This window comes from Luteimonas sp. A534 (assembly GCF_054072805.1).
In genome coordinates, this window is record NZ_JBSVRR010000002.1 from 386,813 (window position 1) to 411,215 (window position 24,403).

General features: G+C 68.2%; 21 protein-coding genes, 2 tRNA genes, 1 rRNA gene and 1 riboswitch. Of the genes, 8 read left to right on the forward strand and 16 right to left on the reverse strand.

Translation table 11 applies throughout. From position 1 onward, the window contains the following. Positions 1-68: 68 nt before the first annotated feature. From ACW5F0_RS06450 to ACW5F0_RS06460, 3 genes are all read right to left on the reverse strand, one after another. A tRNA-Ile gene (locus ACW5F0_RS06450) sits at positions 69-145 on the reverse strand. Between the two features lie 15 nt (positions 146-160). Then, positions 161-236: transfer RNA gene (locus ACW5F0_RS06455), tRNA-Ala, on the reverse strand. 97 nt (positions 237-333) lie between these two features. Then, positions 334-1,878: ribosomal RNA gene (locus tag ACW5F0_RS06460) — 16S ribosomal RNA — on the reverse strand. 672 nt (positions 1,879-2,550) lie between these two features. Here ACW5F0_RS06460 and ACW5F0_RS06465 point away from each other — a divergent pair. Continuing rightward, positions 2,551-3,000 carry a DUF192 domain-containing protein gene (locus tag ACW5F0_RS06465; RefSeq protein ID WP_456965270.1) on the forward strand — a complete coding sequence of 150 codons (450 nt, stop codon included), beginning with the start codon at positions 2,551-2,553 and terminating at the stop codon, positions 2,998-3,000. 39 nt (positions 3,001-3,039) lie between these two features. On the opposite strand, the gene ACW5F0_RS06470 is transcribed toward ACW5F0_RS06465, so the two are convergent. Next, positions 3,040-3,267, reverse strand: a complete 228-nt coding sequence (locus ACW5F0_RS06470; protein WP_456964938.1) for a rubredoxin — start codon at positions 3,265-3,267, stop codon at positions 3,040-3,042. A 43-nt stretch (positions 3,268-3,310) separates the two neighbouring features. Between ACW5F0_RS06470 and thiE the strand changes: the two genes are divergently transcribed. The 3 genes from thiE to ACW5F0_RS06485 are packed head-to-tail and all read left to right on the forward strand — an operon-like array spanning position 3,311 to position 5,911. Beyond that, entirely contained in the window at positions 3,311-3,958 is a 648-nt protein-coding gene (thiE, locus tag ACW5F0_RS06475) for a thiamine phosphate synthase (RefSeq protein ID WP_456999315.1), read from the forward strand. 49 nt (positions 3,959-4,007) lie between these two features. Then, positions 4,008-5,300: a glutamate-1-semialdehyde 2,1-aminomutase gene (hemL, locus tag ACW5F0_RS06480; protein ID WP_456999316.1), complete on the forward strand. Its 1,293-nt coding sequence runs from the start codon at positions 4,008-4,010 to the stop codon at positions 5,298-5,300. Beyond that, positions 5,297-5,911, forward strand: a complete 615-nt coding sequence (locus ACW5F0_RS06485) for an HAD-IA family hydrolase (protein WP_456999317.1) — start codon at positions 5,297-5,299, stop codon at positions 5,909-5,911. Before hemL ends, ACW5F0_RS06485 begins: the two co-directional genes overlap by 4 nt. Before the next feature lie 15 nt (positions 5,912-5,926). Here the strand turns inward: ACW5F0_RS06485 and ACW5F0_RS06490 are convergent, their stop codons facing one another. From ACW5F0_RS06490 to ACW5F0_RS06500, 3 genes are read right to left on the reverse strand one after another with little or no spacing between them, the layout of a single operon-like run. After that, positions 5,927-7,156: an acetylornithine transaminase gene (locus ACW5F0_RS06490; RefSeq protein ID WP_456964934.1), complete on the reverse strand. Its 1,230-nt coding sequence runs from the start codon at positions 7,154-7,156 to the stop codon at positions 5,927-5,929. A 10-nt stretch (positions 7,157-7,166) separates the two neighbouring features. Then, entirely contained in the window at positions 7,167-7,982 is an 816-nt protein-coding gene (locus ACW5F0_RS06495; RefSeq protein WP_456964933.1) for an SDR family oxidoreductase, read from the reverse strand. 41 nt (positions 7,983-8,023) lie between these two features. Continuing rightward, positions 8,024-8,689, reverse strand: coding sequence for a serine/threonine protein kinase (locus ACW5F0_RS06500; RefSeq protein WP_456964932.1), 666 nt, complete (start codon positions 8,687-8,689; stop codon positions 8,024-8,026). A gap of 51 nt (positions 8,690-8,740) precedes the next feature. Here ACW5F0_RS06500 and ACW5F0_RS06505 point away from each other — a divergent pair, with 51 nt between their 5' ends. Then, entirely contained in the window at positions 8,741-10,741 is a 2,001-nt protein-coding gene (locus ACW5F0_RS06505) for a bifunctional DedA family/phosphatase PAP2 family protein (RefSeq protein ID WP_456964931.1), read from the forward strand. Here ACW5F0_RS06505 and ACW5F0_RS06510 read toward each other — a convergent pair. From ACW5F0_RS06510 to ACW5F0_RS06520, 3 genes are all read right to left on the reverse strand, one after another. Then, the gene (locus ACW5F0_RS06510) at positions 10,738-11,313 is read right to left on the reverse strand and encodes an LON peptidase substrate-binding domain-containing protein (protein ID WP_456964930.1); all 576 of its coding nucleotides are present in this window, start codon (positions 11,311-11,313) and stop codon (positions 10,738-10,740) included. The two genes, ACW5F0_RS06505 and ACW5F0_RS06510, sit on opposite strands and share 4 nt — an antisense overlap. Before the next feature lie 71 nt (positions 11,314-11,384). Beyond that, on the reverse strand, positions 11,385-12,782 hold the full coding sequence (mpl, locus tag ACW5F0_RS06515; RefSeq protein ID WP_456999319.1) for a UDP-N-acetylmuramate:L-alanyl-gamma-D-glutamyl-meso-diaminopimelate ligase: 1,398 nt from the start codon (positions 12,780-12,782) through the stop codon (positions 11,385-11,387). Further along, positions 12,779-13,345 (reverse strand): adenylate kinase, encoded by a 567-nt coding sequence (locus ACW5F0_RS06520; RefSeq protein ID WP_456964928.1) that lies wholly within the window; start codon positions 13,343-13,345, stop codon positions 12,779-12,781. Before ACW5F0_RS06520 ends, mpl begins: the two co-directional genes overlap by 4 nt. A 125-nt stretch (positions 13,346-13,470) precedes the next feature. Between ACW5F0_RS06520 and ACW5F0_RS06525 the strand changes: the two genes are divergently transcribed. Then, entirely contained in the window at positions 13,471-14,727 is a 1,257-nt protein-coding gene (locus ACW5F0_RS06525) for a 6-phosphofructokinase (protein ID WP_456999320.1), read from the forward strand. A 20-nt stretch (positions 14,728-14,747) separates the two neighbouring features. On the opposite strand, the gene ACW5F0_RS06530 is transcribed toward ACW5F0_RS06525, so the two are convergent. Continuing rightward, positions 14,748-15,278: a hypothetical protein gene (locus ACW5F0_RS06530; RefSeq protein WP_456964926.1), complete on the reverse strand. Its 531-nt coding sequence runs from the start codon at positions 15,276-15,278 to the stop codon at positions 14,748-14,750. A 196-nt stretch (positions 15,279-15,474) separates the two neighbouring features. Here ACW5F0_RS06530 and ACW5F0_RS06535 point away from each other — a divergent pair, with 196 nt between their 5' ends. Beyond that, the gene (locus tag ACW5F0_RS06535; RefSeq protein ID WP_456999321.1) at positions 15,475-17,505 is read left to right on the forward strand and encodes a sodium-translocating pyrophosphatase; all 2,031 of its coding nucleotides are present in this window, start codon (positions 15,475-15,477) and stop codon (positions 17,503-17,505) included. 151 nt (positions 17,506-17,656) lie between these two features. Here ACW5F0_RS06535 and ACW5F0_RS06540 read toward each other — a convergent pair whose 3' ends face one another. Together ACW5F0_RS06540 and ACW5F0_RS06545 are read right to left on the reverse strand one after the other, a co-directional pair. Further along, positions 17,657-18,196 (reverse strand): hypothetical protein, encoded by a 540-nt coding sequence (locus tag ACW5F0_RS06540; RefSeq protein WP_456999322.1) that lies wholly within the window; start codon positions 18,194-18,196, stop codon positions 17,657-17,659. Between the two features lie 205 nt (positions 18,197-18,401). Then, complete coding sequence (locus tag ACW5F0_RS06545) at positions 18,402-19,967, reverse strand: M91 family zinc metallopeptidase (protein WP_456964923.1); 1,566 nt, start codon at positions 19,965-19,967, stop codon at positions 18,402-18,404. A 210-nt stretch (positions 19,968-20,177) separates the two neighbouring features. Here ACW5F0_RS06545 and ppa point away from each other — a divergent pair, with 210 nt between their 5' ends. Beyond that, positions 20,178-20,708, forward strand: a complete 531-nt coding sequence (gene ppa, locus ACW5F0_RS06550; RefSeq protein WP_456965269.1) for an inorganic diphosphatase — start codon at positions 20,178-20,180, stop codon at positions 20,706-20,708. Between the two features lie 42 nt (positions 20,709-20,750). Here the strand turns inward: ppa and ACW5F0_RS06555 are convergent, their stop codons facing one another. The 3 genes from ACW5F0_RS06555 to thiC form a co-directional block, all read right to left on the reverse strand. Continuing rightward, positions 20,751-21,443, reverse strand: coding sequence for an ion channel (locus ACW5F0_RS06555; protein WP_456964922.1), 693 nt, complete (start codon positions 21,441-21,443; stop codon positions 20,751-20,753). Between the two features lie 46 nt (positions 21,444-21,489). Beyond that, a complete protein-coding gene (locus ACW5F0_RS06560; protein WP_456964921.1) occupies positions 21,490-22,077 on the reverse strand; it encodes a DUF4136 domain-containing protein in 588 nt (195 codons plus the stop codon). Positions 22,078-22,183: 106 nt separating this feature from the next. Next, positions 22,184-24,097: a phosphomethylpyrimidine synthase ThiC gene (gene thiC, locus ACW5F0_RS06565; protein WP_456964920.1), complete on the reverse strand. Its 1,914-nt coding sequence runs from the start codon at positions 24,095-24,097 to the stop codon at positions 22,184-22,186. An 83-nt stretch (positions 24,098-24,180) separates the two neighbouring features. Continuing rightward, positions 24,181-24,279: riboswitch (TPP riboswitch) on the reverse strand. Between the last annotated feature and the right edge of the window lie 124 nt (positions 24,280-24,403).

Consider the following 24,403-nt stretch of genomic DNA (forward strand, 5'->3'; position numbering starts at 1 on the left):
AAGAACACGAACCGGCCACAATGCCAATCCGATTCAAATCTTTAGTGTGTGCGCAGATCATCCAGGGGTGGTGGGTCTGGGAGGACTCGAACCACCGGCCTCACCCTTATCAGGGGTGCGCTCTAACCACCTGAGCTACAGACCCAATGTTTGTCCAGCGTGGTGGAGCCAGTCGGGATCGAACCGACGACCCCCTGCTTGCAAAGCAGGTGCTCTCCCAGCTGAGCTATGGCCCCGTATAAAAGGGGTCGGTTCCCGGCTTTCGCCGTGGAACTCCTGGATGCAGGTCACTTGTGCGGACGCCTGACAGGCAATTCGCTGTCTTTAGTCTCTAAAGGAGGTGATCCAGCCGCACCTTCCGATACGGCTACCTTGTTACGACTTCACCCCAGTCATCGGCCACACCGTGGCAAGCGCCCTCCCGAAGGTTAAGCTACCTGCTTCTGGTGCAACAGACTCCCATGGTGTGACGGGCGGTGTGTACAAGGCCCGGGAACGTATTCACCGCAGCAATGCTGATCTGCGATTACTAGCGATTCCGACTTCACGGAGTCGAGTTGCAGACTCCGATCCGGACTGAGAGAAGGTTTCTGGGATTGGCTTGCCCTCGCGGGTTTGCAGCCCTCTGTCCTTCCCATTGTAGTACGTGTGTAGCCCTGGCCGTAAGGGCCATGATGACTTGACGTCATCCCCACCTTCCTCCGGTTTGTCACCGGCGGTCTCCTTAGAGTTCCCACCATTACGTGCTGGCAACTAAGGACAAGGGTTGCGCTCGTTGCGGGACTTAACCCAACATCTCACGACACGAGCTGACGACAGCCATGCAGCACCTGTGTTCGAGTTCCCGAAGGCACCAATCCATCTCTGGAAAGTTCTCGACATGTCAAGGCCAGGTAAGGTTCTTCGCGTTGCATCGAATTAAACCACATACTCCACCGCTTGTGCGGGCCCCCGTCAATTCCTTTGAGTTTCAGTCTTGCGACCGTACTCCCCAGGCGGCGAACTTAACGCGTTAGCTTCGATACTGAAGACTCAATTGTCCCCAACATCCAGTTCGCATCGTTTAGGGCGTGGACTACCAGGGTATCTAATCCTGTTTGCTCCCCACGCTTTCGTGCCTCAGTGTCAGTGCTGGTCCAGATGGCCGCCTTCGCCACGGATGTTCCTCCTGATATCTACGCATTTCACTGCTACACCAGGAATTCCGCCATCCTCTACCGCACTCTAGCCCGCCAGTATCCAGTGCAATTCCCAGGTTGAGCCCAGGGCTTTCACATCAGACTTAACGAACCACCTACGCACGCTTTACGCCCAGTAATTCCGAGTAACGCTTGCACCCTTCGTATTACCGCGGCTGCTGGCACGAAGTTAGCCGGTGCTTATTCTTTGGGTACCGTCAGAACAACCGGGTATTAACCGATTGCTTTTCTTTCCCAACAAAAGAGCTTTACAACCCGAAGGCCTTCTTCACTCACGCGGCATGGCTGGATCAGGCTTTCGCCCATTGTCCAATATTCCCCACTGCTGCCTCCCGTAGGAGTCTGGACCGTGTCTCAGTTCCAGTGTGGCTGATCATCCTCTCAGACCAGCTACGGATCGTCGCCTTGGTGGGCCATTACCCCTCCAACTAGCTAATCCGACATCGGCTCATCTATCTGCGCGAAGCCCGAAGGTCCTCCGCTTTCACCCGTAGGTCGTATGCGGTATTAGTCCCGGTTTCCCGAGGTTATCCCCCACAAATAGGCAGATTCCGATGTATTCCTCACCCGTCCGCCACTCGCCACCCAGAGAGCAAGCTCTCCTGTGCTGCCGTTCGACTTGCATGTGTTAGGCCTGCCGCCAGCGTTCACTCTGAGCCAGGATCAAACTCTTCACTTAAAATTGCATGGACCTAAGTCCAAACTCTTGAGTGCAGTCGTCGTTACCTGAGCTCGAACCACTCGCGTGCATTTCTGCATTTGATTGATTTGTTGCTCTTGTGACGTACGTCTGCAATATGGACAACCATCCACTTGCCAGACGTCCGCACAAGTCACCTGCGCACACTGTCAAAGATCTTGGAAGAGGCCTCAGCGCCTGCTTCGCAGTCCCTGGCGTTTCCGCCGGGGTGAGCCGCCCATTATAGCGCGACTTTTGCTTCCGTCAACACCCTGTGGGCGTTTTCTTCAGCGTCCTTCGGAGGTGGCGGTCAGCGACCGTTTCGTCCGAGGGAGCCGCACATTGTAGTGCGACTTTCGCTTCCGTCAACACCCTGTGTGGGGTTGATTTCAGCCTCCCTTTCCGTCGTGGCCCGAAGGCCGTTTCCGTCTGGGGAGCCGCACATCTTAGCGCGGTTTTGAAGAACGTCAACACCCTGTGAAGCAGTATTTTTCGTTCCTCTCCCCGCCCTGGTCGCCGACTGCGTCGACCGCACCGTGGCGGGGCGCGCATTGTGCAGTGCCCGAATCGTTTTGGGAAGGGGGTATGCGCAAAGACTTGACCGCCGCGCCCGGCTCCAAGACTGTTGGGCGCTGATCCTTCTATATGTAAAGGGTGGACCCTCCCATGCGCATGCCATTCATCGCCGCACTGTTGTGCTGCACCAGCCTGCTCGCGAGCGCCTGCGCGAGCGACGCGCGCTGGGTGGAGCTCGCCGGAGAGCGCTATCGCGTGGAAGTGGCCGTCGACGACGAGACGCGCGCACGCGGCCTGATGTTCCGCGACGTGCTCGCGGAGGGCCACGGCATGCTCTTCATCCATGAACGGGAGGAGCGCCTGGCGTACTGGATGAAGAACACGCGGATCCCGCTCGACATCCTGTACTTCGACGCCTCGTTGCGGCTGGTGTCGCAACAGCGCGACGTCCCGCCGTGCTCAGCGGGCGATCGCTGCCCGCCCTACCCGAGCCGCGGGGCGGCACTGTATGTGCTGGAACTCAATGCCGGCGAAGCGCGCCGGCTGGGCCTCGAGGACGGGGCAGAACTGGAACTCGGGCCGGGAATCGCGGCACCCGTTCACTGAACGCGGCGCCGGCGGGCCCTGCCAACACCGCTGCAGGCCTCAGAGCGCCATCATCTCGAAGTCGTCCTTGGTGACGCCGCAGTCGGGGCACGTCCAGGTCTCCGGCACGTCTTCCCAGCGCGTCCCTGGCGCGATGCCTTCTTCGGGCAGCCCCTGGGCTTCGTCATAGATGAAGCCGCAGACGACGCACATCCAGGTGCGCAAGGCGGTGGCGGACTCGTTCATCGGATAATGCGTCGGCAAGCGCGCGCATGCGCGGGCCCTCATTGTCACACTCCGCCTGTCGACAGGAAACCACGCGATGCCGGACATGAAAACGCCACCGACGCGCGTACCACCGACCGGGCGCGGACTCTATCTGTTGACGCCCGACGACACCGTCACCGCGCGCCTGCTGGCCAGGGTGTCGGTGGTGATCGACCACGCCGCGCTGCTGCAATACCGCAACAAGCGCGCCGACGCCGCGCTTGCACATGAACAGGTGGCGGCCCTGCTGCCCCTGTGCCGGACGCGCGGCGTGCCCCTGCTCGTGAACGATGACTGGCGGCTGGCGCTGGCCTGCGGCGCGGACGGCGCGCACCTGGGGGAAAGCGATGGCGACCTCCGCGCGGCACGCAAGGCACTGGGCGACCACGCGATCATCGGCGCCTCCTGCTACGACAGCCTGGCCACGGCCGAAGCCGCGGCGAACGCCGGCGCCAGCTACCTCGCGTTCGGCGCCTGTTTCCCCTCGCCCACAAAACCGCTGGCCCGCCGGGCGACGCCGGAGCTGCTGCGCAACGCCACGGGCTTCGGCCTGCCTCTGGTGGCTATCGGTGGCATCACGCCCGACAATGCCCGCATCGTGATTGAAGCCGGCGCGGACCTCGTCGCTGTGATCAGCGGCGTGTTCGACGCGCCGGACCCAGCGGCCGCGGCCCGCGCATATCAACGGGCGTTCCAGCCCGGCAGGGATTAGTGCCTCCCCCCGATCCACAGGCACACCGACATACAGGAACCGAGTTGCGATGAAGCATGAGAAGTCAAAGGCCTTGTTCGCCCGCGCCCGCGAGCTGATCCCCGGCGGCGTCAATTCGCCGGTGCGCGCGTTCAAGTCGGTGGGCGGCGAACCGTTTTTCGTCGAGCGCGCCGATGGCGCCTACCTCCATGACGTCGACGGCAACCGTTATATCGACTACGTGGGCTCTTGGGGGCCGATGATCGTCGGCCATAACCATCCCCGGGTGCGCGAGGCGGTGCAGGCGGCCATCGGCAGCGGCCTGTCCTTCGGGGCGCCCTGCCCGGCCGAGGTCACCATGGCCGAGACCATCACCCGCATCGCGCCCTCCTGCGAAATGGTGCGCATGGTGAACTCCGGCACCGAGGCCACGTTGTCGGCCGTGCGCCTGGCGCGCGGCGCCACCGGGCGGCAGCGCATCGTCAAGTTCGAGGGCTGCTACCACGGCCACGGCGACTCCTTCCTGGTCAAGGCCGGCAGCGGCATGCTGACCTTGGGCGTACCGACCTCGCCCGGCGTGCCCGCCGGACTGAGCGAACTCACGTCGACCATCAGCTACAACGACTTCGAAGGCGCGACCAGGCTGTTCGAGGAGATCGGCAGCGAAGTGGCGGCCGTGATCATCGAGCCGGTTGTCGGCAACGCCAATTGCCTGCCGCCGCGCGAGGGCTACCTGCAGCACCTGCGCGAACTGTGCACGCGATACGGCGCGCTGCTGATCTTCGACGAGGTCATGACCGGCTTCCGCGTGGCGCTGGGCGGCGCCCAGGCGCGCTATGGCGTCACGCCCGACCTGACCACTTTTGGCAAGATCATCGGCGGCGGCATGCCGGTGGGCGCCTACGGCGGCCGCCGGGACCTGATGGAGCAGATCGCGCCTGCAGGCCCGATCTACCAGGCCGGCACGCTCAGCGGAAACCCGGTGGCCATGGCCGCAGGCCTGGCGATGCTGGAGCTGGTGCAGGCACCGGGCTTCCACGACCGCCTCGAGGCGACCGCCAACACGCTGTGCGACGGCCTGGAACAGGCCGCGCGCGATGCCGGCGTGCCGCTGACCACCAACCGCGTCGGCGCGATGTTCGGCCTGTTCTTCACCGACCGGAAGGTCGACACCTACGCCGATGCGATCGCCTGCGACACGGCCGCGTTCAACCGCTTCTTCCACGCCATGCTCGAGCGCGGCGTGTTCCTCGCGCCCTCGGCCTACGAGGCCGGCTTTATTTCCAGCGCCCATGACGACGCCGTGGTCGAGGCGACGCTGGCCGCGGCGCGCGAGGCGTTCCGGGTGGTCGCCGCCGGGTGAGACCACGCATTCGCCAGGTGCTGTTCGACTTCGACGGCGTGCTGGCGCGTTACGAACACCACCTGCGGCTAGGGTCGCTGGCCGGCCACGCCGGCTGCGACCCGGGGCACGTGCACGAGGCGCTGTTCGCCTCCGGCCTTGAAACGGAGTACGACAGCGGACTGGTCGATACCGCGACCTACCTCGGCCGCCTTGGCGACGCCTTGGGTTGCACGATCGACGAGAAAGCGTGGCTGGCGTCGCGGCGCGCCTGCACGGCAGCGGATGCCGATGTGCTCGCCAGGGTGGCCTCGCTGGATGCCGCGCTGCGGCTGGGCGTATTGACCAACAACGGCCCGCTGATGGAGCGCGCGATCCCCGGAATCATCGCGCCGGTGTCACGCCGGTTCGAAGGCCGTGTCCTGACCAGCGGCTCGCTCGCAATGCGAAAGCCGGATCCCCGGACCTTCCTCGCGGCGCTGGAGCGCCTCGGCTGGGACACAGGCGGCACCCTGTTCCTGGACGACAAGTTCGCCAACGTGCAGGGTGCCCGACGCGCCGGCCTGCACGCCGATACGGTGAGCGATGCACGCTCGCTGCGGCGGGTGCTCGGGCGCTACGGCCTGGCTTGAGCGGGCGCGCTGCTGTCAGCGTGCGAAATCCGCGAGCGCCCTGCGCAGGCGCACCAGGCCGTCGGCCACCTCGTCATCATTGATGGTCAGCGCGGGCACGAAGCGCAGCACATCGGGGCCGGCCTGAAGCAGCAGCAGGCCACGTCCGGCGGCGAGGTCAAGGATCTCGCCCGCGCGGCCCGCGAACGCGGGCTCCAGCACGGCGCCAAGCATCAGGCCGCGGCCACGCACCTCCGAGAACACGCCGTACTCGGCATTGATCGCCGCGATGCCGGTACGCAGCGCCGCCTCCTGCCGAACCACGTTGGCCAGAACCCCCTCCGAACCCAGCTTGCGCAACGCCACCCGCGCCACCGCCGCCGCCAGCGGATTGCCACCAAACGTGGTGCCGTGGTCGCCGAACCGCATCGCGTCGGCCACCTTCGGCCCGGCGAGCATCGCACCCACGGGAAAGCCCCCGCCCAGCGCCTTGGCCAGGGTCACGACATCGGGCACCACGCCGTCGTGCCAGTGCGCGAACAGCGTGCCGGTGCGGCCCATGCCGGCCTGGATCTCGTCCAGCACCAGCAGTGCCCCATGGCGGTCGCACAGCGCGCGCACGGCCTGCAGGAAGCCGGGCGCGGCAGGCATCACCCCGCCTTCGCCCTGCACGGGCTCGAGCATGACCGCGGCGACATCGCCAGCGGCCATGGCAGCCTCGAGCTGTTCGATCGCGTTGAAGTCGACATAGCGGAAGCCGCCGGGCAGCGGTTCGTAACCCGCCTGGTACTTCGGTTGAGCGGTGGCGGTGACGGTGGCCAGGGTTCGGCCGTGGAAGCTGCCGCGGAAGGTGACGATGGTGCGCCGCTCGGGCTCGCGGCCCTGCGCGGCGGCCCATTTGCGCACCAGCTTGATCGCAACCTCGTTGGCCTCGGCTCCGGAATTGCACAGGAACACGCGCTCGGCGAAGCGCGAGGCGTCCACCAGCTCCTGCGCCAGCCGCAGCGGCGGCTCGCTGTGGAAGACATTGCTGGTGTGCCAGAGCTTGCCGGCCTGCTCGACCAGGGCCGCGACCAGGTCGGGATCCCCGTGACCCAGGCCGCAGACGGCGATGCCGGCGGAAAAATCGATGTACTCGCGCCCTTCGGTGTCCCAGACGCGGGCGCCGTGGCCCCGGTCCAGTACCAGGCGGCGCTGGCGGTACACGGGCAGGTAGTGCCGGTCGCCAAGCGCGATCAGGGCGTCGGGGTCGGTGTCGACGTGCATTCGGTCGGACTCAGTCAAGGAACAGGTCGGGCAGCAGCCGCGCTGCATCGGGGGCGTAGCGGTCGAAATCGGTCACCCCGGCCTCGCGCAGCACGTCCTCGTCGATCAGGAAGTTGCCGCTGAAGCCGCCGGCTTGCCGCACCAGTACCGCATGGGCGGCGTCGGCCACGATCTCCGGGCTGCGGCCATTCTCGGGCTCCACGCCCGGGATCATGTTCAGCGCATCGGTGCCGATGATGGTGCGTGGCCACAGCGCGTTGACCGCCACGCCCCGTGGCCCGAACTCTGCGGCCAGGCCCAGGGTCACGAAGCTCATGCCCATCTTCGCCAGCGTGTAGCCGGTGTGCGGGCCCCACCATTTCGGATCCAGCGACGGCGGCGGTGCCAGCGTGAGGATGTGCGGATTCGGCGCCTCGAGCAGGTAGGGCAGGCAGGCCTGGGCGCAGAGGAAGCTGCCGCGGGCGTTGACCTGCTGCATCAGGTCGAAGCGCTTCATCGGCGTCTCAAGCGCGCCGCGCAGCCAGATGGCGCTGGCGTTGTTCACCAGGATGTCGATGCCGCCGAAGGTGTCGACGGTCGCGGCGACCGCAGCACGCACCTGGTCTTCCTCGCGGATGTCGCACTTGAGCGCCAGCGCCTGGCCCCCGGCTTCGGCAATGGCCTTGGCCGCGGTGTGGATGGTGCCCGGCAGCCTCGGGTTGGGGACGTCCGATTTGGCGGCGACGGCCACGTTGGCGCCGTCGCGCGCGGCACGCAGCGCGATGGCGAGGCCGATGCCACGGGAGGCTCCGGTGATGAAGAGGGTCTTGCCGGAGAGAGTAGTCATGGATGGCACCGGGGTTGGGGAGGGTGGATCGGGACGGGCGCTCAGGGTTTCGGACCCTGCCCCTCGTTGTCTTCCCACTTCAGGATCCGGCGGGTGACGAAGCGGTAGACGGGCTTTCCCGTGGCGAACCAGACCTCGCGCAGCCAGGACGTACGCCGCAGCACCCGGCGTTCGACCGGAGTGATCGCTTCGGGACAGTAGGTGCGCTTGTGCTTGAGCAGGTGGCGCAGGTCCTCGCGCGCGAGCAGGCGCATCCAGCGCGAACGCGGGCGGCCGCGCACCGCCAGCTGGAAGTCGATCAGCGCCGGGCGACCGTCCTCGAGCACCAGCCAGTTGGCTTCTTTCGCTAGATCGTTGTGGGCCAGTCCACGCCGGTGCAGCTGCTGCAGCAGCCGGCGCGCGCGGCGGAAGTAGGCGATGTCGCCGCGCGGCGGACGCTGGTACATCGCATCGCCGGCCATGTAGCTGCGATCGAGCACGCGTCCGTTCCAGGCCAGCAACTGCGGCACGTCGGCCATCCCGGCCACTGCCTGCAGCCCGCGCGCCTCGCGCCGCGCCAGCCACCAGGCCGGCGGCCGCAGCCACCACGGCACGTGGCGGAGGTCACGGCGCACGAACGGCGTGCCATTCCGGGACCGCATCAGCGCGATGCGTCCGAAGCTGTCGGCCTTCAACGCGGCGACTTCGACTGAACCCGAGTGATCCATGTCCTCATTGTAGGGGGCGCAACCCGGGTGCCGGCTGCCATAATTGCATCGGTGAGTGCCTGGTTCGACAGCCTCGTTGCCTGGATCGGCGCCCATCCCGTGGCCGCCGGCGTCGCCATATTCCTCATTGCGTTCTGCGACGCCGTCATCGTGCTTGGTGCCGTGGTCCCCGCGCTGCCGATGCTTTTCGCGATCGGCGTGCTGATCGGCTTCGGCGAGATCTCCGGGCCGTATGCCGTCGCCTGTGCCGCGCTCGGCGCACTCGCCGGCGATGCCAGCAGCTACTGGATCGGCCGCCGCTGGGGCCCGCAGCTGCGCGCCACCTGGCCCTTCCACAAGTACCCGCAGTTGCTCGAGCGCGGCGAGGTGCTGTTCCGTCGCAACGAGATCAAGAGCATCTTCATCGCCCGCTACGTCGGGCCGGTGCGTCCCTTCGTGCCCGCGATCGCCGGGATGTCGCACATGCCACTGCGCCGGTACGTGCCGGCGAGCGTGGTGGCCGCGATCACGTGGGCGGTGCTGTTCCTGGGTCCCGGCTGGCTGCTGGGCGAGGCCTACGAGGCCGTGGCCGCGGTGGCCGACCGCCTGGCGCTGGTGGTTGGCGCGCTGCTTGCGGCGATCGCGCTGGCCTGGGCGCTGGTGCTCTACACCTACCGCTGGTTCGCCAACCATGCCGACGCCCTGCTTGCACGCGCGCTGCGCTGGACCCGCGACCATCCGCGCCTGGGCCGCTACGCCGCCGCCCTGATCTCGCCCAACCGCCCCGAATCCGCGTCGCTGGTCCTGCTGGCCGCCTGCTTGCTGGCCATCGGCGTCGCCTGGTTCACGCTGCTGGCGACGATGCTCGCGCGCGGCGGCCCGCTGGCGCTGGACCTGCGCATCCACGACGCGATGTACGCGCTGCGCAACCCGCTGGCCGACCGGTTGATGGCGGCCCTGGCCTCGATCGGCGATCCGGTGGTGCTGGGTTTGCCGGTGGCGCTGTCCACGCTCTGGCTGCTGTGGCGCCGGCGCTGGATGGCCGCCGCGCACTGGCTGGCAGCGCTCGCCTTCGGACTGGTGCTGACCGCGGCCCTGGAGGCCGCGATCGACATGCCACGTCCGCCCACCGCGCTCAGCGGCTTCGGCTTCCCCTCGGTGGGATTGACAATGACCACGATCACCTTCGGCTTCTTCGCCGTGCTGATCGCGCGCGAACTGCCTGGCCGGCAGCGGGTCTGGCCCTACCTGGTGTCGGGCGCGGTTGTCGCGGTGCTGGGCTTCGCGCGGCTGTATCTCGGCGCGCACTGGCTCACCGACCTGGTCGGCGGGATGCTCCTGGGCATCGCCTGGCTGCTGGCGCTGGGCATCGCCTACCGTCGGCACGTGGCGCGCTCGTTCTGGATGCGGCCGCTGGCGGCGCTGTTCTACGGCGCCTTCCTGCTGGCGGCGCTGTGGCACGCGCCGCGCGCGGTGGATCCGATGCTGGACCGCTTCGCGCCAGCGCCGCCGCCGGCCAACATCGACCTCGCCACCTGGTGGCAGGACGGCTGGGCGGCCCTACCCTGGCAGCGAAACGAGCGCGACGAGAGCCGTCGCTGGCCGCTGGACGTCCAGGTGGCCGGCCCACTCGCGCCGCTGGAGCTGCACCTTGAAGCGCAGGGCTGGCACGTCCAGCCCCAGGCGGACTGGCGCGACACCCTGCTCCTGCTCGACGACGACACCCCGGCACTGGCGCAGAAGGTGCTGCCGGCAACGCTGGGCGCCAGTGCCGAAGCGCTGCTCCTGCGACGCACGCTCGACGACGGCCGCGTCCTCGCCCTGCGCCTGTGGCGCGCGCCACGGCAACCACGCGATGGCACGCCGCTGTGGATCGGCACGGTGCAGACCCTGGTGCATGCGCGGCCCTTCGACCTGTTCGGGCTGTGGTCGCCCGACGCCGATACCGACGTCGCCTATGCCCTTCTGCGCGAAGACCTCGAAGGGCTGGAACTGCGCGAAGACCCGCACCCGGCCTCTGGCGTACAGGTACTACGGCTGCGCACGCCGATGATTGCGGGCACGCGCCCCTAGCCGATCAGCGCCAGCAGGCCGTCGAGCCTAGCGTGCGGATCATCCACCGCGAGCAGTTCCGCACGGCGCTCTTCCGCCATCGGCAACAGCTCGAGCAGGCGCCAGCCGACCCAGGCCGCGTCCTCGAAGTCGGGTTCGACGCCCGGAGGCCGGCCGACCTGGTCGAAAATGCGTTCCAGGAGGGTGCCCAGCAGCGCATGCTGCGGACGCAGGCGGGCCTTCGCCGGATCGTCCCTGAGCCACTCCACTTCGGCCTCGACCAGGCCGTTGCCGCGCACCGCGGTGCGTGCCACGCGGAACCGGCGTGCGCCGCGCACGCGCAGGGTCAGCAGGCCGTCGTCGTCGGTGCCGAAATCCTCGATCAGCGCCTCGGTGCCGAACTCGGCCGGGACCGCGGGTTCCCCCACCTCGCCGCCCTCGGCGATCAGGCAGATGCCGAAGCCGCCATCATTGCGGCCGCATTCGCCGACCATGTCGAGGTAGCGCGGTTCGAACACGCGCAGGCCCAGCAGCGCGCCGGGCACCAGCACGGCCTGAAGCGGGAACAACGGGAGTATCCGGGTCTCGACCATCGTCTGAAGTTTACGCGTCCGGTACCGGACGCGCAGGCGCGGTGCCGGCATCTCACCGGACGTGCCGGATTTCAGACCTTGCGCAGCAGCGCCAGGAAGCGTCGCGGCGCGCCGTCGAAGCCGCCGTTGGACATGAACACCACGTGGTCGCCTGCACGCGCCCCGGCCTGCAGGGCGGCAAGCAGGGCGTCGACATCGGGCACGGCCATACCCTGGCCACCCAACGCGTCGATCACAGCACCGGCATCCCACTCCAGTTCCGGGCGGTGCAGGAACACCACTGCGTTGGCCAGCGACAGCGACGGCGCGAGCGCGGCCGCATGCGCACCCAGCCGCATGGAATTGCTGCGCGGCTCCATCGCCACCACGATGCGGCCGCCCGCGCCGACCTTGGCGCGCAGGCCTTCGAGTGTCGTGGCGATGGCCGTGGGGTGGTGGGCGAAATCGTCGTAGACGCTGATGCCGCCGGCTTCGCCCAGCAGCTCCATGCGCCGCTTGACGCTGCGGAAGGCGGACAGCGCCGGCAGCACGGACGCGACGTCTACACCGACCGCATCGCAGGCGGCCAGCGCACCCAGCGCGTTCATCACGTTGTGGCGGCCAAGCAGCGGCCAACGCACCTCGCCGAGGACCTCGCCGGCCTTCAGCACTTCGAAGGCGCTGCCGTCATCGGCGAGCAGCCGCGCACGCCAGTCGAGCGGCGCACCCTGATCGGCGTCGATCCCGAAGCGCACGACCGGCGTCCAGCAGCCCATTGCCAGCACCTCGGCCAGGTGCGGCTCTTCGCCGTTGACCACCAGCCGGCCGCGTCCCGGCACCGTGCGCACGAAATGGTGGAACTGGCGCTGGATCGCGGCGAGGTCGGGAAAGATGTCGGCGTGGTCGAACTCGAGGTTGTTGAGCACCGCCACCAGCGGCCGGTAGTGCACGAACTTCGAACGCTTGTCGAAGAAGGCGGTGTCGTACTCGTCCGCCTCGACCACGAAGGGCGACTGCGCGACGCCGCCGGAGGGCGTTCCGCCGATCCGCGCGGAGACCCCGAAATCCTCCGCCACGCCGCCGATCAGGAAGCCGGGATTCCGTCCCGCGGCTTCGAGCAGCCAGGCCAGGATCGTGGTGGTAGTGGTCTTGCCGTGCGTCCCGGCGACGGCAATGGTGTCGCGGCCGGGCAGCACGTTGTCGCGCAGCCACTCCGCGCCCGACGTGTAGGCCAGTCCGTGGTCGAGTACGTGCTCCACCGCGGCGTTGCCGCGCGACAGGGCGTTGCCGATCACCACCTGGTCGCAGTCGGGCGAGATGTTGGCCGGGTCGTAGCCCTGTCGCAGCGCGATGCCCAGCCGCTCGAGCTGGGTGGACATGGGCGGGTACACCGCCTGGTCGCTGCCCTCGACGCCATAGCCGAGTTCGCGCGCGAGCGCCGCCACCCCGCCCATGAAGGTCCCGGCGATACCGAGGATGTGGAGCTTCAAGGCCGTTCGAGGGCAGCCAGGATGCGGGTGAACACCTCGTCCAGGGTGCCGACGCCATCGACCACGCCGAGCCTGCCGGCATCGCGGTAATAGCCGATCACCGGCGCGGTCTGGTCGTCGTAGACCTGCAGGCGCTTGCGAACCGATTCGGGGTTGTCGTCGGAGCGGCCTTCGGCCTGGGCACGGCCGGCAAGGCGGTCGATCAGCAGTTCGTTGTCCACTTCGAGCTGGACGGCGGCGTCCATCGGCTGGCCGATGCGCTCGAGCAGCGCGTCGAGCGCCGCGGCCTGCGCGAGGTTGCGCGGGTAGCCATCGAGGATGAAGCCATTGGCGACGTCATCGCGTGAGAAACGGTCCTCGAGCATGCCCAGCAGGATCGCGTCGGACACGAGCTCGCCACGGGCCATGACCTCTTTCGCCTGCAGTCCCAGGGGGCTGCCGGCCTTCACTTCGGCCCGCAGCAGGTCGCCGGTCGACACATGCGGCACCTGCAGGTGCTCCTTCAGGCGCGTGGCCTGCGTCCCCTTGCCGGAACCCGGCGCACCAAGCAGTACCAGTCGCATCGAACGCTCCATTTTGATCTCGGGGCGTGGACGGCACGGAGCGTAGAATCCACCGCCTGCGGCCACGACCGCGCCAGCTTACCGTAATCCCCCCCCAGGTCTGAACCCCTTTCCCCGGATCCAAGATGCCCAAAGGTACCCTTTTCTACGCCCAGTCCGGCGGCGTCACCGCCGTGATCAACGCCACGGCTTCGGCGGTCATCACCGAAGCCCGCGCCCGCAAGGTCCGCGTGCTGGCCGGCCGCAACGGCATCCTCGGCGCCCTGCGCGAAGAGCTGATCGACACCTCGAAGGAGCCCGTGGCCGCGATCCGCGCCCTGGCCCACACCCCAGGCGGCGCCTTCGGCTCCTGCCGCTACAAGCTCAAGTCGCTCGCCGACGACCGCGCCAAGTACGAGCGCCTGCTCGACGTCCTGCGCGCCCATGACGTGCGCTGGTTCCTCTACAACGGCGGCAATGACTCGGCCGACACGGCGAACAAGGTGTCGCAGCTCGCGGCGGAGTTCGACTACCCGCTGACCTGCATCGGCGTGCCCAAGACCGTCGACAACGACCTGGTGGTCACCGACTGCTGCCCGGGTTTCGGCTCGGCGGCCAAGTACACGGCAGTGTCGGTGCGCGAAGCCGCGCTCGACATCGCCGCCATGGCCGAGACCTCCACCAAGGTCTTCGTCTACGAAGCCATGGGCCGCCATGCCGGCTGGCTCGCCGCCGCAGCGGGACTGGCCGGCGACGGCCCGGATGCGGCGCCGCATTTGATCTTGTTCCCGGAGCGCGCCTACGACGAAGACGACTTCCTCGCCCGCGTGCAGAAGGTGGTCGACCGGGTCGGCTACTGCGTGGTGGTCGCGAGCGAGGGCATCCGCACCGCCGACGGCACCTTCGTTGCGGACGCCGGTGGCGGCAAGGATTCCTTCGGGCATACCCAGCTCGGCGGCGTGGCCTCGTACCTGGCCGGTCGGGTCAAGGACCGCCTCGACCTCAAGGTGCACTGGACCCTGCCCGACTACCTGCAGCGCTCGGCGCGCCACATCGCTTCGAAGACCGATCTCGACCAGGCCCTGGCCGTGGGCAAGGCCGCGGTGCGCTACGCGCTCGAGGGGCGCAACGCGACCATGCCGGCGATCATCCGCACGTCCGACGCGCCCTATCGCTGGAAGATCGAACCGGCGCCGCTGGACCGGATCGCCAACCGCGAAAAGACGATGCCAAAGGGCTTCATCCGCCGCGACGGCTACGGCATCACCGCCGCGGCCCGCACCTACCTGGAGCCGCTGATCCGCGGCGAGGCGTATCCGCCCTACGGCCGCGACGGCCTACCGAAGTACGTGACGCTGAAGAACGTCGAAGTGGCGAAGAAGCTGCCGGCCTGGGAAGGCTGAGCCGCCACTCCTGATACGGATCAGCGGCCGCAGGCCTTGCCTTCGACCCCCATCTCCGCGGCGTACATCGGGGTCGCGGCGATGGTGCCCGCGGCAGCCGCCTGCTTCGCCTCTCCAACATAGATCCGTGACTGGCCCTGGCCATCGAGCTCGATGGTCTGGTCGACGGGCTTGCGCCAGATCCGTACCACCGCTTGCTGCGAGGGACATTCGACGCTCGGCACGCGCAGCTCGTCGTTGAATATCCAGCCGCCGGCCTCCGACGGCTGCGCCTTCGCCGCATCGACGAAGCGCGCGCGCGGCTGGCAGTTGGGGCTGGTGCGCACTACCGCGTAGCGATAAGGCTCGGCGGTGTCACCGGTGAAGGCACCCTCGATGCGCGCGCAGGCCTCCGGGATCTGGCGCAGCGTGTGCACGACGCCGACCGCCTGCGGCGTGGCCGCCGGGCGCGTGACCTCGGGCGCGGGGTCGGCCGCGACAGCCGGGCCGGCCACGCAGGCAAGGGCGATGGCGGCGACGCCGGCGGTGATCGGTGACTTGGCGAAGCGCATGGCATCACTCCGGTGGAACGGGAAGGCAGGCTGGCACGCCGCGGCTGAATCGACCCTCCACGCCCCGCCCCCGGCCATCGCGACACGCCCGCGCCCGCGCTGCGGCGCGGCAATACGCCGTGATGACCCTGTGCCATAGTCGGGCGGCTCCGCGCTTCAGTCAGTTTTTCTCCGACCACACCCTGGGGAGGGTTTCATGCTCGAGCAACAAGCATTGTGGCTGGCACTTGCGTGTGCCGGCCTGGCGATCGTCTACGGCATTTTCTCCGCACGCTGGATCCTGGCGCAGCCCGCGGGCAATGAACGCATGCAGCAGATCGCGGCCGCGATCCAGGAAGGTGCAGGCGCCTACCTGCGCCGCCAGTACACCACCATCGCCATCGTCGGCGTCGCGCTGTTCCTGGTCATCGGCTTCGTGCCGGCGCTGGGCTGGCCGACCGCGATCGGCTTTGCCATCGGCGCGGTGCTCTCGGGCATGGCCGGCTTCATCGGCATGTTCGTCTCGGTGCGCGCCAACGTGCGCACGACGCAGGCGGCCACGGTCGGCCTGAACGAAGCGCTGGCGGTCAGCTTCCGCGGCGGCGCGGTCACCGGGCTGCTGGTGGTCGGACTTGGCCTGCTCGGCGTGGCCGGCTACTTCATGTACGTGATCGGCGACGGCCGCGACGCGCTGGCGGTGGAAGCCGCGCTGCAGCCGATGATCGGCCTGGCCTTCGGCTCGTCGCTGATCTCGATCTTCGCGCGCCTGGGCGGCGGCATCTTCACCAAGGGCGCCGATGTCGGCGCAGACCTCGTGGGCAAGGTCGAGGCCGGCATCCCCGAGGACGACCCGCGCAACCCCGCGGTGATCGCCGACAACGTCGGCGACAACGTGGGTGATTGCGCCGGCATGGCGGCCGACCTGTTCGAGACCTATGCGGTCACGATCATCGCGTCGATGCTGGTGGCGGGCATCTTCTTCGGCACCCACGACTGGTCGGGCGTGGTCTATCCGCTAGTGCTGGGCGCGGCGTCGATCATCGCGTCGATCATCGGCACCTTCTTCGTCAAGGTGCGGCCGGGCGGCAAGATCATGAACGCGCTGTACCGGGGCCTGGCGGTGTCGGGCGTGCTGGCGGCGATCGCCTTCTGGTTCATCACCCACAACATGATCGGGCCCGAGCACGCCATGCCGCTGTTCTGGTGCGCGATCATCGGCCTGGTGCTGACGGCGGCGCTGGTGGTGATCACCGAGTACTACACCGCGACCGAGTACGCGCCGGTGCAGCAGGTTGCCCGAGCCTCGGAAACCGGCCACGGCACCAACGTGATCGCAGGCCTCGCGGTGTCGATGAAGTCGACCGCGGCGCCGGTGATCGCGGTCGCCGCGGCGATCTGGTGCTGCTACGAGATCGCAGGGCTCTACGGCCTGGCGATCGCCGCCACCGCGATGCTGTCGATGGCCGGCATGATCGTGGCGCTCGACGCCTACGGCCCGATCACCGACAACGCCGGCGGCATCGCCGAGATGAGCGGACTCGATCCCGCCATCCGCGAGACCACCGACGCGCTCGACGCCGTGGGCAACACCACCAAGGCGGTGACCAAGGGCTATGCGATCGGCTCGGCCGGCCTGGCCGCGCTGGTGCTGTTTGCCGACTACGCGCACAAGCTGGAGGCATCCGGCACGGCGGTGAACTTCTCCATCGACAACCCGAACGTGGTGATCGGCCTGCTGATCGGCGGCATGATCCCCTATCTGTTCGGCGCACTGGCGATGCAGGCCGTGGGCCGGGCGGCCGGTGCGGTGGTGGAGGAAGTGCGGCGCCAGTTCCGCGAGATTCCCGGCATCATGGAAGGCACCGGCAAGCCGCAGTACGACCGCGCGGTCGACCTGCTGACGAAGTCGGCGATCAAGGAAATGATCATCCCCTCACTGCTGCCGCTGGCGATCCCGATCATCGTCGGCCTGACGCTGGGCGCGGACGCGCTGGGCGGCCTGCTGATGGGCACCATCGTGACCGGCCTGTTCCTGGCGATCTCGATGTGCACCGGCGGCGGCGCCTGGGACAACGCCAAGAAGTACATCGAGGAAGGCCACCACGGCGGCAAGGGATCCGAGGCGCACAAGGCCGCGGTCACCGGCGACACCGTGGGCGATCCCTACAAGGACACGGCCGGCCCGGCGATCAACCCGCTGATCAAGGTCACCAACATCGTGGCGCTGCTGATGGTGCCGCTGCTGTAAGGACGCTCCGCCGGGACCTCCGCTTCGGGAGTCCCGGCCAGGCGACGGAAAAAGCGGCCTTCGGGCCGCTTTTTCATTGCCGACGTATGCACGGCTGCCGCGTGGCCACTGCCCGCCAGCACGCCGGCGGCGCGCGAAGGACAGGCGATCCTCAGGACGTTTCGAACACGCCCGCAGCCACGTCGAACCACGGCGTGCACAGCAGCTGCTGCGCCTCGGCCATCTCGAATGGCGCCGTCCAGACCGCCACATCGCCCATCGATTCGGATGTCTCGAACAGCGCATCGTCGAATGCCGCCACGCCCAGGCACCAGCGCACCCGGTCGACCTTGCCGGCCAGCGACAGGTCGAACGCGAACGCGCCGTCCAGCGCGGCGCCCGAGGCAAGCCTGGATGCCAGTGGCACCGGGGGCACCGTCGGCGCCGGGCTGGGCAGCGGGCGCGCCCCATGCGACAGGACCAGCCCGCCCTCCGCCTCCTCGAAGCGCGGCACTGGAACCTCACCCGCGACGAGCGTCTTCGCCAGCACCGCGTGCCTGTCGCCACGGTCGAACACCGCCATCGGCGCCTGGCCGGTGTTGCTGATGCGGTAGCGCACGGCAAGCGCATCGCCGTCCGGATCGAACGCGACCTCGAGCCGTGCCCCTTCGCCATCGACGCTCGTGCGCGCCACCCGGTCTTCCTCGTGCATCTGCGTGGACTCCGTGTTCGCCTGCGCACCCACAGCATGCGGAGCGAGCAGGGCTGCGGACAAGAGCGCCAGGGCGGCGCCGGCTCGCGGGGTCGGGCTCATCGGCATGGTTCACCTGTGGAGGTTCGGGACGACAGGATGGACGAAACGCACGCAGCCCGCGGTGAACGCAGGCTGCGTGTCCCGGCTGCGGCCAGCGCGTGGATCAGAGCGCGTAGCTCGGGCGGTCCGGCAGGCCCAGCTCTTCGCGGAAGCCGTTCTCGGTCAGATGGTCGGGGTTGGTCGTGGTCGCGGGGGTGGCGGGGTCGCCATCGAAGTCGAAGGGCGCGGCGCTGGTCTCCAGGCCTACCGCCTGGCGCTCGGCATTGGGGACGCGGCCCGAATCAGGGCCTTGGCCGACATAGGTGCCGGGCTGGAAGGTGCCGTTCACGCCGTTATAGGCATGCGACATCTCGTGGTACAGCACCACCACGGGGGCGGGGAACTCGTCCATGTGGAAGGACGGGTTGTAGCTGATGTCGACATCGCCACCGGCGCCGGCACGGCCGTTGCGGATGTCGGCGTCGCGGCTGAAGGTCTGGGCGTAGCCGTTCTGCTCGTTGGCCAGCTCCTTGATGGTGACCGTGTTGCCCTTCACTTCCGCGGCCTTGTCGAATTCGGCCAGCATCTGGTGGCCCACGGGCGAGGCGCGGAGGAAGTCGAGCTCGGACTGGATGCGCTGCACGAAGGCTTCGGAGCCCTCCACCCGGATCGTGCTGCCCAGGCTGGCGTCGATGGCGACATTGACCACGGTGGGCTTGGCGTTGGTCGCGGCGCTGACCAGGTCGCCGACCTCGGCATAGACCACGGCCTTGTCGCCCGCGTTCTCGATGGCATCGTCGCCCGCGCCGGCATAGACGCGGCTCGCGCCGTCGCCCACGGTGATGCGGTCGTTGCCGACGCCGCCGGACAGGATGTCGCTCACGCCGCCACCGCGGATCACGTCGTCGCCCGCGCCGCCTTCGATGAAGTTGGTGCCCGCGCCGGCGGTGACCTCGTCGTTGCCGTCGCCGCCATGGATGATGTTGACGCCGTCGCCGCCGGTGATCACGTCATCGCCGCTGTTGCCGAAGATGTCGTCGCGGCCGGCACCGGAGAAGATGGTGTCGTTGCCCGCACCGCCGTCGATGCGGTCGTCGCCGGCGCCGGTGGTGATGGTGTCGTTGCCATCGCCACCTTCGACCACGATGTTGACGGTGACGTTGGGCGCGACTTCGATCACGTCGTTGCCCGCGCCCGCGCGGAGGGTCAGCTCCTGCCCCTGGCCCAGGCGCACTTCGTAGCTCTCACCGTTGACGCTGACATCCAGGGTGCCGTCGTCGCGCTGCTTCACGCCGATGGCGTCGTCGCGGGCGCCCGTGGTGAACACCAGCTGGTCGCTGCTGACATAGCCGCTCGCATTGGTGCGCTCGCGGGCGATCTCGACCTGGCCGTCGCGGTGCAGCGGATCGACGAGGATCGGCTTGCCGTCCGGCGTGCTGCGCGTGGTGCGCTCGCCGCTGTTGGTCGCGGTCCCGTCGACCGCCACCGCCTTCTGCTCCGCGGTGTCCGGCGCGTCGGCGCGGCTGTCGCCGCCGTCGACGTCGATGGAACGGGGCGCGGGGGCGTCGCTGCCGGTGGCGTCCGGACCATGGTGGTGGCCACCCTGTGGATCCGCCGGATTGTTCCAATAGGCCGTGCGCTGCAGGTTGGCGGCGGCGGTCGGGTCGAACTGGGCGGACTGGACGGTCATGGGCCTGGCGCTCTCGGATGGATACGGTGGCGTACTGTTTAAGCCCCTGCCGGCGCCCCACCAAGCTGGGGCGTACCCCACCTCGGGTCCGCCCCCTGCCATTCAGGCGCTCCCGCGCCGCTTTGGTGCATCGCAGCAGCGGCGCGTAGAATGTCCGGTTCCCAAGCGGCCCGGGCGATCGGCGCCGTCTCCCCCACCACTGGAGCCACCATGGGCCTGGACCATGTGAACACCGGCAAGAACCCGCCGGACGAGATCAACGTCATCATCGAGATCCCGAAGGACGCCGAACCCGTCAAGTACGAGGTCGACAAGGAGTCCGGGGCGATCTTCGTCGACCGCGTGCTGTCGACGCCCATGCGTTATCCCTGCAACTACGGCTATGTGCCCAACACCGTCTGCGGCGATGGCGACCCGGCCGACGTGATGGTGATCCTGCCGCTGCCGCTGGTGCCGGGCTCGGTGATCCGCTGCCGTCCGGTCGGCGTGCTGAAGATGACCGACGAGGCCGGCAGCGACGAGAAGCTGCTGGCGGTGCCGGAACCGAAGGTCTTCGCCGGCTACGCGCACATCACCGACATCAAGCAGGTGTCAGGCCACTGGCTGGAGCGCATTGGCCACTTCTTCGAGCACTACAAGGACCTGGAGAAGGGCAAGTGGGTGAAGCTCGAGGGCTGGGGCGACGCCGATGAAGCCAAGCGCTTGCTGCTCGAGGCCATGGAGCGCTACCGCCAGCAGTGAGTCCGGCCTGCACGGGCGGCGGCCTGCCGTCGCCCGCAGGTTTCAACCGCGCGCACGTGCCTTCTGGCGCACGATGCTGAGCGCGATCAGTCGCGAGACCACGGCCGCGATGTAACCCACGCCGGCGAACTGCTCGAGCATCACCAGCACCCGCGCATAGGGCGACAGCGGCATGACGTCGCCATTCCCGGTGCCCGACAGCGTCGAGAAGCTCAGGAACAGCAGTTCCAGCCAGGTCCGCGGCCGCTCGGGCTCGACCGCCCCGGTGAAGCTGCCCGGCGCCAGCGCTTCGCAGACCAGGAAGGCATAGGCGAACGCCCAGGCCAGCAGCGTGAACGCGGCGGCCGCCGCGAACAGCTCGTCCACGGTGACGGTGTGGTCCTCGAGCATGTACACGATCAGCGCGCCGGCGGCATAGAAGTACAGGATCGACTCGAGCCCGGCCGACGCCGCCGCGAGCGACGGCAGCCCCAGCGCGATCGCCGCCACCGCCAGCACCATGGCCGGTACCGCCAGCGCCCAGGCGAACCAGTTCGCTGCGTGGCTGCGGAACACCACCCATACCGCCAGCGGCACCGCTACCAGGGTGAACGCGCCGAACAGCACCCGGGTGTCGCGGCCGTCCACCAGCGGATACACCAGCAGGCTGGCCAGCTGCACCGCGAGCAGCAGCGCCGAGGGATGCCGGGCCATGGCCGCGGGCCAGAGCAACGGGTTGCGCAGGATGTTGGCCATCGGCGGAGTGTGCCGCGCCGCCGCCCCTTGCGTCTCGCGGGGCGTGTCAGCGCGCCCCGGCGCGGTGTGGATACTGCGCGAAGATGTCGCGGATGGTGGCGTCGATCGCCTCGTCGCGCTTCAGCGGATCCTGGTTGCGCGCGACCCGGCCGACCGCGATCCCCTCCCACACCAGAGCATTGCGCTCCGCATCCACCAGGTCGACGTTCATCGTGCCCTCGGTGTAGCGGTGCACCGTGGTGCGGTCATGCCAGTAGGGCATCGCCACGTAGCCGCGATAGCGGTAGCTGTAGTAGTACGCGTAATCGACGTCGGGAATGGTGCTGACGTCGGTGCGCTGCTGCATGTAGGCGTTGATGTTGAGCCAGAGGTCGGGATCGCTTTCGCTGTAGCGGTAGCCACGCGCCTCCATCTCGGCGCGTGCGGCGGCCTTGATGCGCCCGCTGACCAGGCTGGCATAGCCTTCGCGTTCGATCGCCAGCGGCGAGTAGAACGCGAAGGTGCGGTAAGCGGAGAAATCGGCGCGCGGATCGGAATCGGTGCTGATGCGGGGACCGGTGACGCAGGCGGCGAGCAACCCCATCAGGAGGACGGCAAGCAGCCAGCGGAGGGACGAGGAGCCGATGCGAGCCATGGTGGAACCTCCTTTTGGTTGCCCGGAAACTAGCATGGCCGCTGCCACCGGCACGTGATGCGGGCGCCCAGGGGCGCCCCCTTCCCGCGCTTCTTTTTCCCACCGTTCAGCCGCGCCGATAGACCTCCCCACCAAGCTCCCGGAACTCCGCGGCCTTGTCGGCCATACCCGCCTCCACCGCGGCCTGCTCCTGCCCGGCCGCATAGTCGCGCACGTCCTGGGTAATCTTCATCGAACAGAAGTGCGGGCCGCACATCGAGCAGAAGTGGGCGAGCTTGTGGGCATCCTTGGGAAGGGTCTCGTCATGGAACTCCTTCGCCTTCTCCGGATCCAGCCCGAGGTGGAACTGGTCCTCCCAGCGGAATTCGAAGCGCGCCTTGGACAGGGCGTTGTCGCGCACTTGCGCGCCCGGGTGTCCCTTGGCGAGGTCGGCGGCGTGGGCGGCGATGCGGTAGGCCATGATCCCGTCGCGCACGTCCTGGCGGTTGGGCAGGCCCAGGTGCTCCTTGGGCGTCACGTAGCAGAGCATGGCGGTGCCGAACCAGCCGATCATCGCCGCGCCGATGGCGCTGGTGATGTGGTCGTAGCCCGGCGCGATGTCGGTGGTCAGCGGCCCCAGGGTGTAGAACGGCGCCTCGCCGCACTCGGCCAGCTGCTTGTCCATGTTTTCCTTGATCAGCTGCATCGGCACGTGGCCGGGGCCTTCGATCATGGTCTGCACGTCGTGCTTCCAGGCGATCCTGGTGAGTTCGCCAAGCGTCTCCAGTTCGCCGAACTGGGCCGCGTCGTTGGCGTCTGCGATGCAGCCCGGACGCAGGCCGTCGCCGAGCGAGAAGGCCACGTCGTAGGCCTTCATGATCTCGCAGATGTCCTCGAAGTGTTCGTACAGGAAGCTCTCGCGGTGGTGCGCCAGGCACCACTTGGCCATGATCGAGCCACCGCGCGAGACGATGCCGGTGACGCGCTTCGCGGTGAGCGGTACGTAGCGCAGCAGCACGCCGGCGTGGATGGTGAAGTAGTCCACGCCCTGCTCCGCCTGCTCGATGAGCGTGTCGCGGAAGATCTCCCAGGTGAGTTCTTCCGCGCGGCCGTCGACCTTTTCCAGCGCCTGGTAGATCGGCACCGTGCCGATCGGTACCGGCGAGTTGCGGATGATCCACTCGCGGGTTTCGTGGATGTGCTTGCCGGTGCTGAGATCCATGACGTTGTCGGCGCCCCAGCGGATCGCCCAGACCAGCTTCTCGACCTCTTCGGCGATGCCCGACGACACCGCGCTGTTGCCGATGTTGGCGTTGATCTTGGTGAGGAAGTTGCGGCCGATGACCATCGGCTCGCTTTCGGGGTGGTTGATGTTGCAGGGCAGGATCGCGCGGCCACGGGCGATCTCGTCGCGGACGAATTCCGGCGTGATGCGCGCCGGGATGCTGGCGCCGAAGCTTTCGCCCGGATGCTGGGCCAGCAGTGTGGGAGCGGCCACGGCCGCGATGTTCTCCCCGGATCGCGGCTGTAGCCGCTCCCGCAATTCGTCGAGGCGCTGGTTCTCGCGGATGGCGACGTACTCCATCTCCGGAGTGATGATCCCGCGGCGGGCGTAGTGCATCTGGGTGACGTTGGCACCGGCATTCGCGCGCCGCGGCTGCGGGCGGGCCGGGAACCGGACCGCATCGAGTTTCGGATCACCTTCGCGTGCGCGTCCGAACTCGGAACCCAGTGCCGTCAACGCATGGGTATCGCCGCGCGCCTCGATCCAGCGCGCGCGCAGCGCCGGCAGCCCCGCGGCCAGGTCGATGCGCGCTTCGGGATCGGTGTAGGGACCGGACGTGTCGTACACGGTGATCGGCGGATTGTCCTCGCCACCGAACAGCGTCGGGGTCTTCGTCTGCACGATCTCGCGCATGGCGACGCGCAGGTCCGGGCTCGAGCCTTCCACGAAGACCTTGCGCGAACCCGGGATCGGTCGGGTGACGGAATCGGAAAGCTGCTGCGCCTGCTGCAGCAGGTGGGAAGGCACTGCGTTCATCGGCATCGTCCTGTCGGTGGCTGCGGGACGGTCCCGCGTGCCGGACGAAGCGAAGGCGCGGCAGCCCGCCACCGGGTCCGGTAGCCGCTTGCCGCGAAGCTTCCCTACGGCGGTATCAACCGCATCAGGTTCGAAGGGTCTGTCTCAACCGCGCCCATGGCGCGGTACCCCCGCTTCAGGCGGTATTGGAGCACATCCGGCCCCATCTTCGAACCGCGGCGGGCCGCTGCTTGACGCACCGCACCATCGTCGAGTAATGATGCTGCGACGTGTCGACGCCGCTGTACCAGTCGGATGGGGACGACA